The 12831-nt window shown below is 72.8% G+C and carries 9 protein-coding genes and 1 pseudogene; 1 reads left to right on the top strand and 9 read right to left on the bottom strand.

Annotated features, from left to right (window positions below; all coding sequences use genetic code 11):
- From ACFZDC_RS31720 to ACFZDC_RS31690, 7 genes and pseudogenes are all read right to left on the bottom strand, one after another.
- Positions 1-762, bottom strand: a pseudogene (locus tag ACFZDC_RS31720) (phosphopeptide-binding protein); the annotation flags it as partial.
- Positions 763-809: 47 nt separating this feature from the next.
- Complete coding sequence (locus tag ACFZDC_RS31715) at positions 810-2159, bottom strand: VWA domain-containing protein (RefSeq protein WP_391329230.1); 1350 nt, start codon at positions 2157-2159, stop codon at positions 810-812.
- Between the two features lie 101 nt (positions 2160-2260).
- Positions 2261-3586 carry a protein phosphatase 2C domain-containing protein gene (locus ACFZDC_RS31710; RefSeq protein ID WP_391329229.1) on the bottom strand — a complete coding sequence of 442 codons (1326 nt, stop codon included), beginning with the start codon at positions 3584-3586 and terminating at the stop codon, positions 2261-2263.
- Positions 3587-3589: 3 nt separating this feature from the next.
- Positions 3590-6085 (bottom strand): tetratricopeptide repeat protein, encoded by a 2496-nt coding sequence (locus ACFZDC_RS31705; RefSeq protein WP_391329228.1) that lies wholly within the window; start codon positions 6083-6085, stop codon positions 3590-3592.
- Positions 6082-7386: a hypothetical protein gene (locus ACFZDC_RS31700; protein WP_391329227.1), complete on the bottom strand. Its 1305-nt coding sequence runs from the start codon at positions 7384-7386 to the stop codon at positions 6082-6084. The genes ACFZDC_RS31705 and ACFZDC_RS31700 overlap by 4 nt, the downstream gene beginning before the upstream one ends.
- Before the next feature lie 55 nt (positions 7387-7441).
- Positions 7442-8470 (bottom strand): transporter substrate-binding domain-containing protein, encoded by a 1029-nt coding sequence (locus tag ACFZDC_RS31695; RefSeq protein ID WP_391329226.1) that lies wholly within the window; start codon positions 8468-8470, stop codon positions 7442-7444.
- Between the two features lie 14 nt (positions 8471-8484).
- The gene (locus ACFZDC_RS31690; RefSeq protein WP_391329225.1) at positions 8485-9909 is read right to left on the bottom strand and encodes a hypothetical protein; all 1425 of its coding nucleotides are present in this window, start codon (positions 9907-9909) and stop codon (positions 8485-8487) included.
- Between the two features lie 193 nt (positions 9910-10102).
- Between ACFZDC_RS31690 and ACFZDC_RS31685 the strand changes: the two genes are divergently transcribed.
- Positions 10103-10528, top strand: coding sequence for a VOC family protein (locus tag ACFZDC_RS31685; RefSeq protein WP_391329224.1), 426 nt, complete (start codon positions 10103-10105; stop codon positions 10526-10528).
- Between the two features lie 38 nt (positions 10529-10566).
- Here the strand turns inward: ACFZDC_RS31685 and ACFZDC_RS31680 are convergent, their stop codons facing one another.
- Together ACFZDC_RS31680 and ACFZDC_RS31675 are read right to left on the bottom strand one after the other, a co-directional pair.
- Complete coding sequence (locus ACFZDC_RS31680; RefSeq protein ID WP_391329223.1) at positions 10567-11574, bottom strand: BadF/BadG/BcrA/BcrD ATPase family protein; 1008 nt, start codon at positions 11572-11574, stop codon at positions 10567-10569.
- Positions 11565-12830 (bottom strand): 6-phospho-beta-glucosidase, encoded by a 1266-nt coding sequence (locus tag ACFZDC_RS31675; protein WP_391329222.1) that lies wholly within the window; start codon positions 12828-12830, stop codon positions 11565-11567. The genes ACFZDC_RS31680 and ACFZDC_RS31675 overlap by 10 nt, the downstream gene beginning before the upstream one ends.
- Position 12831 lies beyond the last annotated feature (1 nt).

The following is a 12831-nucleotide window of genomic DNA, read 5'->3' as shown; positions in this document are numbered from 1 at the left end:
GGGTCCACCGCGGCCCTGGTCCTGTCCACCGCCGAATCCGGACGGTCCGCCGGGGGTACCGGGTCCACCGCGGCCCTGGTCCTGTCCACCGCCGAATCCGGACGGGCCGCCGGGGGTACCGGGTCCACCGCGGCCCTGGTCCTGTCCACCGCCGAAACCGGACGGGCCGCCGGGAACGCCGGGGCCACCGGGACCCTGTCCCTGGCCACCGAAGCCCGGCGGGGGAGCGGACGGGCGCCGGTCACCGCCGAAGGCACCCGGGCCGCCCTGGCCGCCCGAGGTGGACGGCGGCCCCGACGGGCCGCGTTCGCCGGCGAACGGCGTCGGCCCCGACGGCTCGCTGCCGAAGGACGGGATCGGCTCGGCGGGCCGGTTCATCTGCGAGGGACGCGAACCCTGGTACTCGTACCCGTCACCGCCGCCGTAGGTCGCGCTGGGCGGCTGGAAGCGGGGCTGGGGCGGGCGCGGAGCGGCCGGGGTGTAGGAAGTGGCCGTGTTGGTCAGGAAGTTCCACCGGCACTCCTCGCAGAAGGGCGCGCCGCCCTCACGGGGCGTACGGCACTGCGGGCACAGCTCCGGCTCGGGCGCACCGGACGCCTGCGGGCGGCCGCCGGGCCGGCCGCCCTGCGGGGGCGGGAAGCCGTAGCCGCCGGCGGCCGGTGGCGGCGGAGGGGGCGGGGGTACGGCACCGGCCATGCGGTGACCGCAGACCTCGCACCAGTCGTCGGAACCCGACTGGTGTCCGTTCGGGCAGGTCGGCATGTCGGCGCTTCCCCCTCTCCTTCTGGGTCCTGCTCAGTCCTGCGTGGTCACTTCTTTACACGAACAGTCTTTGTGGACCGGGTCTCGAGAGTCATCTCGTCGGCCTCCTCGACCTTCGCCTTCAGTCGCACAGTACCTGTCGCCGCGTCGACCACGTCCACTACCTTCGCAAGCAGTTTCGCAGTATCCGCGTTCCCCGAGGCACTCGCGAGCTGAACAGCGCGCCCCAGCTTGGCCGTTGCTCCATCGAAATCGCCCGCTTTGCGAAGGTCGAGCCCCTGCTGGATGGCTTGTGCCAGTTCGGCCTGCCCGGTGTAGTGGGCGACTTGGGGGCTGATCGAGGTCGAGGCGGTCATGTCGTCGGTCCACACGGCCCGTACGAGCCCCTGCGCGCCGAGGTTTTGCACCGTTCCGTCCGGTTGTGGGACGACCAGGGAGACCCGGGCGGCGAGCATCTCCTGTCCGAGACCGGCCGCGGGGACCTCGACGCACAGGTGGTAGTCGCGGGACTCGTCGCCCCAGGACCCGGTCGGATAGTCCCCGGCACGCGGTCCGGCCTCCGTGCGCCGGCCGGTCAACTCCTCGACGGCGGGCGCCACTTGCTTGACGAACTTGATGGTCGTACCGACCGGCGTCCACACCCGGAGAGCGACGTCGGCGACCTCCTTGCCCATCGCCGTCTCCATCATGCGCGTGAAGTCGGCGGCCAGGCCCGCCGGGTCGGCGACGATGTCGGCCGTGCCGAGCAGCGCCGAGGCGATGCCTGTGACTTCTTTCACTTCCCAGTCGGTGCCCACGCCCCGCGCGTCACAGGTGAACCGCCCGGCGCACTCGTTCAGCGCGGCCCGGAGGTCCTCCGGCGACTCGTGCTCGTTGCGTCCGTCGGTGAGCAGGATCCCGTGCCGGATGGCGACGTCCGCCGAGGACAGCAGCCGATCGGCCAGCCGCAGCCAGGTGCCGATGGCCGTACCGCCGCCCGCGCTGAGCCGGCGCAGCGCCTGCTTGGCCTGCTCGCGCGTAGTGGCGTCGGCGACCGCGAGCCGTCCGCCACCGGGGTAGACCTCCTTGGCGACGTGCGTGCCGCCGATCACCGCGAAGTGCACGCCGTCGCGCAGGGTGTCGACGGCGGCGGCCGTGGCGTCGCGGGCGTTGCGCATCTTGGCCGGCGGGTAATCCATGGAACCCGAACAGTCGACCATGATCACCACCGCGGCGGAGGGGCCCCGGCCGGGTGTGTTCAGGTGCTGCTGGACCGCGGCGGCACTGCCGACCGTGCCGCCGCCGGTCGCCGTCACGGTGACGATGGCGTTGACCTCACTGCCGCCCTCTGGCAGGTACTCGTTCTGGTAGACATCCACCGAGAACTGCGGCACGTTCGGCTTCGCGAAAATGGCCATGCTGGTTCATATCCCCCTCGGACACCCCGTCGACGCGAGGCAATGCGTGTGGACGGACCGGTCCCCTCCGGCCCGTCGAGGCTTCCCCGATTTTTACTGCCTCAGGCCGATCCTGCCCCCTGCGGGGGCGCCGGGAACGGCAGGACGGCCACTGTTACGTTGTCGTGGCCCCCGCCGTCCAGGGCGTGGCCAACCAGAACCCGGGCACTGTGCAGCGGCTGCGCGACCGCGTCCGGCGGGACGACCTCGCCCATCTCCTCGGCCGTCTCGGCGTAGTTCCACAGTCCGTCCGTGCACACCACCACGACACCGGGCCGGTCCGGTTTGAAGGAGGCGGTGTGCGGCTCCAGCTCGTAGGCGTCCGCGCCGAGCCAGCCGGTGATCGCGTGGGCGCGCTCGTCGGCGTACGCCTCGGCCTCGCTCATCAGCCCGGCCGCGACCATCTGTGCGGCCCAGGAGTCGTCCTCGGTCAGCCGGGCCGAGGGCGTGCCACGGTCCGCCGGCACCCAGTAGGCGCGGCTGTCGCCGACCCAGCCGACCACCAGCAGCCCCGAGGTGACCACCGCACCGACGATGGTGCAGGCCGGGGCGTTCTGGTGCGGGGCGTGCTCGCGGGCCGAAGCCGGCTCCTCGGCAAGCGCGTTGACGGCCTGTGCGGCGGCCACGATCGCCTCGTGCATCGCCTGCTGCGGGTGGGTGCCGCGCGGCAGGGCGGCCAGCAGGGTGTCACCGGCCGCCTGTGCGGCGGCCGCGGAGGCCTCGTCGGGGCGGGTCGCCGAGGACACGCCGTCGCAGACGATCGCCAGGACGGCGGGCGAGCCGTCGGGCAGCGCGGTGTGGCCGACGCTGAAGGCGTCCTCGTTGCGGTGGTGGCGCAGGCCGCGGTCGCTGACCGCGGCGACCGGGCCCGACTCCTGCTCCATGTGGTCGCGTTCCCGGGGCTGGGCGTGCCCGCAGTTCTCGCAGTAACCGTCGCTGTCCACCCGGCCCGCCCGGCAGGCCACGCAGACCTTCTGCGGGTCGGCCGGCACCGTTGTGGCGGCGTCGGCGGCGTCGACGGCCGCGCGCGGGTCCGGCGCCTGCAGCGGGTACTCCTCGGGTTCCGGGGCCCGGTCGAAGCGGACACCGGGCGCGGCCGGTTCCTGCGGGTGCAGGGGCTTGCCGCCCGAGTCGGTACCGGGCAGATCGGTCGGCAGATGCACCGCGGGCGGGGTGCTGCCGGAGCCGGTCGGCTCGGGGGCGGGCCAGTCCACGCCGTCCCGGGGCGCGGAGGAGCCGGTCATGGTGAGCGTCGGATGGTCCTGCGGCGGGGCGGGCACGACGGACAGGTCGTATCCGCACGCGCCGCAGAAGAGGTCACCCGACTCGAGCGGCTCGGCGCAGCTCGGGCACTTCGACAGTGCGGCCTGCTGGGGCATCTGCGACATCAACTACACCCACGTCCGGGGGCGGTAACGGTTGGCCCGTTCCACCAGCTCGATCCTCTCCTCGCCGCCGGGCGCCAGCCGGGCGAGCGTGCGGTACGCGCGCTCCAGGCCGAAGCGGAGGCCCCGCTCGTCCAGACCGCTGCCGAGCAGCACCGGTCCGCCGGCGGCGGACCGGTCGGTGCCCTGGCCTCCGGAGAGTATCCAGTCCAGCGCGCTGCCGAGCACTTCGGCGGACAACTGCTCGCGCCGGGCCGGATCCAGGCCGTACGCCTCCAGCGCCTCGACCTGGCCGGCGGCGGCGGTCAGGTCGTCCAGGAACGGTACGTCACCGGCGGTCGCCGTGCGCTGTCTGAGCCGGGCCCGTACGGCCGCGACCCGGGCGGCCGTGTAGTGGATGGAGGACTCCGGTACCGACTCCAGGGTCCGTACGGCAGCCCGCCGGTCCCCGGCCGCGAGCTGGACCCGGGCGAGACCGAAGGCGGCGCTGACGAAGCTCGGGTCGGTCGCCCACACCAGGCGGTAGTACTCGGCCGCGTTGTCCAACTGGCCGAGCACCTCCGCGCACAGACCGAGCGCCAGCTTGGGCGCGGCCTCGCCGGGGAAGGCGTCGTAAATCGCGTCGAAGGAGAGCGCCGCGCCCTCGAAGTCGCCGGTGACCAGGGCGGCCACGCCCCGGTACCACACCACCCGCCAGTCGTCCGGCCGCTCCTCCTCCAGCTTGGCCAGCGACATCAGCGCGCCCTGGTGGTCGCGGCTCTCCAGCCGGGCGCGGATCTGCCGCAGCCGGGTCTCGACGGTCCGTACGGGCGCCGCTTCCAGCGCGCTGATCAGCTCGGCCGGCGCGGACGCCATCAACCCCGCGAGGAAACCGGCGTTGGGGTCGTTCGGGTCGACCAGCGGCACGGGCAGGGCGAGGGCGGCCGCCGGGGTGTCGACGGGCTTGACGAGGGCCGCCGGGGGCAGCGCGGGGGTGGCCCCCGCGTTCCGTACCGCTCGCGACCCCAGCCGCGACACGTCCTCGTGCAGCTTGGGGAACAACTCCGCGTCGGTGACCCTCACTTCGGGACCGAACAGCGTCGACAGGGCGGGCCTGGCCTGCCCGGTCTGCAGCGAGACGACCTCGCGGAGCACACCGGTGAGCTGCTCGGACATCTCCTGCGCGGAGGCGAACCGGCGGGCCGGGTCCGGGTCGGTGGCGCGCACGAGGAGCCGGTAGTAGGACTCGTAGCGGCGGAAGACCTCGATGTTGTCGGGGTCGGGCAGGGAGTCCACGAACACGTTCGTGTACCCCTGGAAGTCGAAGGTGAGCACCGCGAGGGTACGGCCCACCGTGTACAGGTCGCTCGCCACCGACGGACCGACCTCGGCGACCTCCGGCGCCTGGTAGCCCACCGTGCCGTAGATCGCCGACTCGTCGTCGTCCATGCGGCGCACCGCGCCCATGTCGATCAGCTTGAGCTGGTCCTCGGTCTGGATGGCGTTGTCGACCTTGAAGTCGCAGTAGAGCAGGTTGCGGCTGTGCAGATGGCCGAGCGCCTCCAGGGCCTCGATGCCGTAGGCGCAGGCCTGCTCCACCGGCAGCGGGTCCCGCCTGCCGTCGGGTGTGCGGCGGGCGTTGGCGATCTCCTTCAGCGACTTGCCGCCGACGTACTCCATGACGATGTAGCCGTCGAGGGAGCCGGTGCGCTGGTCGAGGTGCTCCACGAAGTTGTAGATCCGCACGATGTTGGCGTGCTCGATCTCGGCGAGGAACCGCCGCTCGGAGATCGCGGCCGCCATCGCGTCCTGGTCGCCGGTGTCCAGCAGGCCCTTGAGCACCACCCAGCGGTCGGAGACGGCCCGGTCCACGGCGAGGTAGATCCAGCCCAGACCGCCGTGCGCCAGGCAGCCCGCGACCTCGTACTGGCCGTGCACGATGTCCCCGGCCCTCAGCTTCGGCACGAACGAGTACGGGTGCCCGCACTTGGTGCAGAACCCCTCCGTGCGTCCGGGCCGGTCACCCCGCGCCCGGCCGACCGGAGCCCCGCAGTCGGAGCGCGAGCAGAACCGCTTCCGCTCGGGCACCTCCGGATTCTCCAGCACCATCGCGCGCGGGTCGGGCCGCGGCACCTGCGGCACCGAGACCAGACCGGCACCCAGCCGCCCGCGCGTGGAGGTGCCGGAGGACGAGCCGGAGCTGCGCACCGACACCGAGCGACCGGTGGAGTTGCCCGACAGGGAGCGGGAGAGCCGCCCCGACACCGAGCGCCGTGACCTGGACGACTGGGACGACGTACGCGAGCTGGAGCGTGAACTGCTGTTCGCGGAGGAGCCCTTGGTGATCCCCGTGGGGGGCGAGCCGACCGTGCCGTCCCCAGGCTCCCCGCTTCGCCGGAGCAGGGGAGCCGCGGCGACGACCGGGGCGAGGCCGCAGGTGTCGCAGTACAGCTCACCGCCGCCGACGTCCTCGTACGTCCCCTCGCAGCCCGGCCGCTGGCACGTCTGCTGTGCCTGACTCATGACGACTCACTCCTACGGTCCTGTGGCCCGCTCTGGTGGGGAACCCTCGGTGTGCCGAGCAGGTCGGCCGCCGCCTGCTGGAAGCGCAGCACCGCCTGCTCGGCCACCCGCAGGTCACAGGGCGCGCTCCACAGCATCCGCCGGGCCGCGTCGTACCGCTCGACCAGCAGCGGGTCCTCGGCCAGCCCGTGCCGGGCGACCTTCGCCTTGTACGCGTCGAGCCGGCCGCGCAGCTCTGCACGGACCGCGAGCGGTGCGGTGACGGCCGTCAACGACTCGCGGGCGCGCAGCAGTTCGTCCTCGGCCCGCTGCTCAAGGGATTCCAGCAGCGGGGAGAGCCGGTGCCACTGCGCCTGCCGCCGGTACTCCGCGGCGGTCGCCAGCTGCTCCTGCAGCACGGTCGGCGGGCCGCTGACCACGGGCACCTCGGTCGCCGCGATCTTGGCGAGCACCTCCCCGCGCGCGGTGCGGGCCTCGGCGAGGGTGCGGTCCGCGCGGGAGAGCACGTCCCGCAGCCGGATCAGCCGTGCCTCCGCGTCCTGCCGCACCGTCAGCACGGCGTCGATCTCGCGCCGTACGTCCTCCAGGGCGCGCGCCTCACGGTCGTACACCGTGGTGTCCGGCCGGCCGCCGCCGGGCGCCGAACTGCCCTCGGCCGGCACCCAGAAGGCCAGCGGGTCGCGGACCACGTCCTCGCGCAGCTTGGTCAGCGTGCGCGTGATGCGCTCCAGGTCGTCTCCGGCCGGGTGCTCGCCGGGGCGTACGCCGACCGAGTGCGCGAGCTTGCGGGTGCGCTGGAGCTCCGCGGCGAGTAAATCGATCCGCGCGGGCAGCGCCGACCAGACCGCGTCGGCGGCGACGACCATGTCCAGCGACGACGCGTACAGCTCGTTCATCCGGTCGACCAGAGCGGCCAGCGAGAAGCCCTCGCTGAGCCTGCTCGTGTGGCTGCTGGCGCCGCCCGGAACCGTGACGGCCTCGCCGCGCAGCAGCTCGGTCAGCTCCATCAGGTCCTCGCGGCTGGACCAGCGGCGCCGGGCGCGGATTTCCCGGGCGGAGCGCAGCGCGGCCGTGTAGGCGTCGAAGTAGGCCCACAGCAGGGTGATGGACGCCTCAGCGGCCGCCCAGCGTTCCCTGGTGACGCCGGCCAGTTCGGCACCTTCGAGGAGTCTGCGGCCCGCGTGGTCCTGGAGGGCGAGCAGCGACGTCTCGATCGCCTCGTGCTCGGCGCCGAGCCGGGCCAGCGCACGGTCCACCTCGTCCCGGTCCATCATCGGCCCGGCGGGGTCCGTGACGCCCATCGATCACCTCTCGCTGCTGTGTGGTTGGCCTGGGTCGGGGTTCGGTCGGACGGGGTCAGCTCGTGCGCAGGTACTGCGGTGCGGGCGGCTTGGACGGCCCCGAGTCCTTTCCCAGTGTGGCCGACAGCCATGTGTCGTACGACGCCTGCCAGCCGTGCGCGCGGTAGTCGACCAGGATGCGATTGACCCGGCGTACCAGATCGGTGGCGTCCTTCTTCATCGCCACGCCGTAGTACTCCGTCGTGAACGCCTCGCCCTTCAGCTGGACCGTCGGGTCCTGGGCGGCCTGGCTCGCGGCGAGCGCGCCGTCGGTGACCACCGCGTCGACCTCGCCGAGTTGCAGCCGCACCAGGCAGTCGAGCTGGTTGGGGACGGTGGTGGAGATGTCGGTGGAGGCCGGCAGGGTGCCCTTGTCGCGGTCCGCCTTCAGCTTGCTGTAGGCGGTGGAACCGGAGGCGGTGCAGATCCTCTTGTGCGCGAGCGTGTCGTTGTATCCCCTGATGGACGAGGACGTGGGCGCCAGCACCTGCTGCCCGGTCTTGAAGTAGGGCGCGGAGAAGGCGACATCGTCGAGCCGCCGGCAGGTGATGGTCATGGTGCGGACCACCATGTCGACGCGGCCGTCCTTGACGGCGCGGATCCGCTGGCTGGTCGGTATGGCCTTGAACTGGACGGCGTCCGGGTCGCCGAGGATGTCCTCGGCGATCTTGTGGACGAGGTCGATGTCGAAGCCCTCCAGCTCCGCGCCCTTGGTGTTCGGGTTGCGGTAGCCCCAGTGGTAGCTGTTCTGGTCGACGCCGACGACCAGTTTGCGCCTCGCGCCGGTACGGGACTTGATGGCCCCGATGGTCGGGCCGTCGGCGCCGGACGGCGACAGCGTCCGGTTCTGCGCCTCGGAGTCCACGCAGCCGTCGGCGCGGGCCTGGCTGCCGGTGGCCGCTTTCTGACCGGCCCGGCCTTCTCCGTCCGGGGTCTGTGTGCGGGGCAGCAACAGGACGAACGCCAGGGCCAGGGCGCACAGGACCGCCATCGCGCCGACCCCGCCCCAGCCTCGCAGGGAGGTCCGTACCCGGCTTGCGTACATCGTCCTGCCCCCTTTCACCGGTACTCCGAAAGCCTGCGCCCGATGCCGGCGACGGCGCCGGCGGCGCCGAACACGGTGAGAACCGCGGCTCCGACGGGCAGTCCGGTCATGGCGTCCAGCCCGTTTCCGGCGGTCCGCTGGAACTCGGTCTGCTCGTGGTCGATGGCCCGGGCGAGATGGCTGTCGACGCTGTCGAAGCACTCACCGGTCGCGCCCTTGCCACCGATCACCATGTCCAGCGCCTGCTGGTAGTTGCCGTTCTCGTCCTCGGTGCGGGCCGAGGCGTGACGCTGCTTCCACACCGCCATGTTGCTCTCGGCCGCCTCGACCGGCTTGCCGCCCGCCTGGTCGTCGGCGAGCCCGGCCGCCTCGGTGAGGCCCCGGCCGAGCACGCCCATGTCCTTGTCGAAGTCGTAGTAGTAGGCGTCGTACGTCTGCTCGCCGACCGTGATGGTCTCGGCGCCGCGCGCCACCAGGCTGAGGTTCTCGTTGCCGCGCGCCTTCAGCGAGGCGATCCGCGCGTCGTGCAGCACCTTCAGCGAGCGGATGCCGTGGTCGTAGGAGCCGTTCAGCTCCGACCGCGCGACGATGTGCCCGACGACCAGCCACAGCAGCACCACCGTGGTCGCGGCGGTGCCGGCGACGAGACCGTGGTTGAGGACGCGGTTGGTGCGCCGGTACGTACGGTGCTGGGCCCAGCCGAGCGCGGCCAGGGCGAGCACGCCGAGCACGATCGCCGCCCACGGGTACGGCGTGGCGTCCCCGTAGTCGGCGTCGAGCCGCTGGTTCTCCTTGGTGTAGAGATCCTCCGCCGCCGGGAGCATCTCCTTCTGCATCTTCTCGTTGGCGTACCGCAGATACGCGCCACCGACCGGATACCCCTGCCGGTTGTAGGTCCGGGCGCGCTCGATGAGCCCCTTGTACTCGGGCAGCAGCCGGTTCAGCCTGGTGATGGTCGCCTCGGAGGCCGAGCCCGGCTCCGCGTTGGCGGCGGCCGTGACGAGGCCCGCGGCCGCCGTGCGGATGTCCTTCTCGTACCGGTCGCGCGTATCCGCGCTCTCCTGTCCGCCGGCCAGGAACCCGCTGGAGGCGGCCGTGTTGGCGTCGGCCAGCGAACGGTAGATGCCGGCCGCGCCGGAACTGAGTGGCTGGCTGCGATGGAGCACGTCGTCGGCGGCGGCCGCCCGCTCGGAGGTCTGCCAGGCGGTCACCGCCCCGAACGCGACGACGAGCAGCGCGAGGACGGCTCCGATGATCCGCAACCGGCCCGGCTCGGTGGTCGCGGCGGCCCGCACCAGCTCGACACCCTCGGCGAAGGCGGTACGACGGGGCGCCGGGGGCGGACCCACGCGCGCGGCCGGGCCGGGCTGAGGGGGAATGACGGGCAGGGCGGGGGCCGCCTGTGGTGGCGCCGCGCTGCTCTTCGGCGGGTGTGTCACTTGACCTCCCCCATGGTCATCCGTTCGCCGCCAAGTATCACCGCCCGGGCCGGCATCCGCACCAGCCTTCACTCGATCTTGATCGGATCGCAGCGCAACTTACGGCCTGACGGCGCGGGGTGCGCGCCGCGCCACCCCCCGTCCATGAATACGCCGGGTGCATCCGAGTGGTTCCCTTGTAGCCTTCGCCGACATGCACGGACGACCGGGTCACGAGCCCGGCACACCCCGCACGGCGCGGCACGGCTGGTGGGGCGTGGTGCTGGAGGCGCCCGATCCGGGGGCTCTCGCACGCTTCCACTCACGGCTCCTGGGGTGGGAGATCGTCAAGGAGGAGGCCGACGGGGCGGCCGTCGCGCCACCGGAAGGCGTGGCCCACCTCGCCTTCCAGCTCTCGGACGGATACGTCCCTCCGGTCTGGCCCGCCGAGGAAGGTGCTCAGCGGATCACCATGCACCTCGACTTCGAGGTGGAGGACCTGCCGGCCGCGGTGGCGCACGCGCGGGAACTCGGCGCCCGGGAGGCCGGCCAACAGCCGCAGGACCACGTCAGGGTGCTGCTCGACCCGGCCGGCCACCCCTTCCGTCTCTACGTGGACGGCAACGGCAACGGCGACTAGGCGTGGGCCATCGCCGTTCACCGTTCACCGTTCACCGTTCACCGTTCATGGTCTCGGGCCTGCCCGGACTCCCAGTGGGCCCGTGCCCGGTCCTGCGCGCTCACCCCCGCCCCGAGCCGGTCCAGGCCCAGCAGTGCCGCCCCGAGGACCGGGCCGGCCGTCACCACGCGGACGTCGGCCTTGGGGGCGCGGGAGGCCAGCAGGTCGCGGATGCCGTCGTCCAGTTGGGCGTGGCCCGCGGTCAGGACGCTGCCGCCCAGGAGGACCGGGGTCTCCTCGTCGAGGAGGTCCAGGCGGGTCAGGGCCACCGTGGCCATCGTCGTCACCTCCTCGGCGAGGCGGTCCACGACGCAGCGGGCGACCGCGTCCCCTTCGGCCGCCGTCTCGAAGAGCACGGGCGTCAACTCGTGCCGGCGGCCGTGTTCGACGTGTTCCAGGTGAAGGGCCTCGATCAGCGCGTACATGGACGGCAGCCCGAAGTGCGCGGGCAGGGTGTGGGCCAGTGCCGTCGGCTCGCCCCGGCCGTCCTCCGCGCGGGCGGCGTACCACAGGGCCTCCTCGGCCAGGCCCCAGCCGCCGCCCCAGTCGCCGGAGATGCGGCCGATGGCCGGGAAGCGGGCGGTGCGGCCGTCGGGCCGCATGCCGACGCAGTTGATGCCGGCGCCGCACACCACGGCCACGCCCCGGGGTTCGGCCACACCCGCCCGCAGGATCGCGAAGGTGTCGTTGCGGACCTCCACCGAGGTGCCCCACGCGCGCGCGTGCAACGCGGTCGCCAACCGCTCCTCCTCCACCGGCAGATCGGCGTTGGCGAGGCAGGCGGAGACGTGCGAGGCGGCGGGCAGGCCCGCGTCCGCGAGCGCCCGCGTGACCGGGTCGGCCAAGGCGTCCATCGCCGGACCCACGCCCACCGCCGGCGGGCGGAAGCCGCCGCCGCGGGCCGTGGCCAGCACCTCCCCGGCGGCGGTGACCACGGCCACGTCGGTCTTGCTGTTGCCCGCGTCGATGGCGAGGACGCTCGCGGTGTCAGGTGCGGTCAGGCCCACGCGAGGTGCTCCCGGTTGTGCGCGATCAGTCGGTCGGTGAGGGCGTCGGCGTACTCGTACTGGCCGATGAGGGGATGGGAGAGGAGGGCGCGGAAGACCCGGTCCCGGCCGCCCCGCAGGGCCGCCTCCAGGGCCAGCTCCTCGTACGCCGTCACATTCGCCACCAGGCCCGCGTACAGCGGGTCCAGGTCCGGGACCGGCAGCGGCACGGGGCCCGTCGGGCCCACCGCCGCCTGGACCTCGATCACGGCGTCGTGCGGCAGGAAGGGCAGCGTGCCCTTGTTGAGCGTGTTCACCACCTGGTACGGGCTTCCGGCGCCGCCCAGCAGGGCCGCCGCCAGGTCCACCGCCGCCTCCGAGTAGTAGGCTCCGCCGCGCTTGGCGAGCAGCGCCGGCTTCCCGTCCAGGGACGGGTCGCCGTACATCGTCAGCAACTCGCGTTCCATGGCGGCGACTTCGACCGCGCGGGAGGGCTTCGTGCGCAGCTCTCGTACCACCTCGTCGTGCGCGTAGTAGTAGCGCAGGTAGTAGGAGGGGACCACGCCCAGACGGTCCAGCAGGGGACGGGGCAGGTGCAGGTCGTCGGCGATGGTGTCGCCCTGTTCGGCCAGCAGTTTCGGCAGCACGTTCGCGCCCTCGGGGCCGCCGAGCCGCACACCGGTCTCCCAGGTGAGGTGGTTCAGGCCCACGTGGTCCAGATGGACGTCCTGAGGGTCGGTGCCCAGCATCGCCGCGAACTTGCGCTGGAAGCCGATCGCCACGTTGCACAGGCCGACCGCCCGGTGGCCCGCCTGGAGGAGGGCGCGGGTGACGATGCCGACCGGGTTGGTGAAGTCGATGATCCACGCGCGCGGGTTGGTACGGCGGACCCGTTCGGCGATGTCGAGGACGACGGGGACCGTGCGCAGTGCCTTGGCGAGGCCGCCCGCGCCGGTCGTCTCCTGGCCGATGCAGCCGCACTCCAGCGGCCAGGTCTCGTCCTGCTCGCGGGCCGCCTGGCCGCCGACGCGGAGCTGGAGCAGCACGGCGTCGGCGCCGTCGACCCCCGCGTCCAGATCGGAGGTGGTGACGATCCGGCCGGGGTGCGCCTGCCTGGCGAAGATGCGGCGGGCCAGACCGCCCACGAGTTCCAGCCGCTCGGCGGCCGGGTCCACGAGGACCAGTTCTTCGACGGGCAGGGTGTCCCTGAGGCGCGCGAAGCCGTCGATGAGTTCGGGGGTGTAGGTCGAGCCTCCGCCGACCACGGTGAGTTTCATG

Origin of the sequence: Streptomyces sp. NPDC007905, from assembly GCF_042959345.1 — a bacterium.
GTDB lineage: Bacteria > Actinomycetota > Actinomycetes > Streptomycetales > Streptomycetaceae > Streptomyces.
Note: the sequence above shows the minus strand (reverse complement) of the source record. Positions and strands in the feature narration are given on the sequence as shown.

What these genes read in the sequence shown, in the direction of transcription:
- ACFZDC_RS31715 (WP_391329230.1), bottom strand. Translation starts at nt 2,159, where the DNA reads ATGGCCATTTTCGCGAAGCCGAACGTGCCGCAGTTCTCGGTGGATGTC.
- ACFZDC_RS31710 (WP_391329229.1), bottom strand. Translation starts at nt 3,586, where the DNA reads ATGTCGCAGATGCCCCAGCAGGCCGCACTGTCGAAGTGCCCGAGCTGC.
- ACFZDC_RS31705 (WP_391329228.1), bottom strand. Translation starts at nt 6,085, where the DNA reads ATGAGTCAGGCACAGCAGACGTGCCAGCGGCCGGGCTGCGAGGGGACG.
- ACFZDC_RS31700 (WP_391329227.1), bottom strand. Translation starts at nt 7,386, where the DNA reads ATGGGCGTCACGGACCCCGCCGGGCCGATGATGGACCGGGACGAGGTG.
- ACFZDC_RS31695 (WP_391329226.1), bottom strand. Translation starts at nt 8,470, where the DNA reads ATGTACGCAAGCCGGGTACGGACCTCCCTGCGAGGCTGGGGCGGGGTC.
- ACFZDC_RS31685 (WP_391329224.1), top strand. Translation starts at nt 10,103, where the DNA reads ATGCACGGACGACCGGGTCACGAGCCCGGCACACCCCGCACGGCGCGG.
- ACFZDC_RS31675 (WP_391329222.1), bottom strand. Translation starts at nt 12,830, where the DNA reads ATGAAACTCACCGTGGTCGGCGGAGGCTCGACCTACACCCCCGAACTC.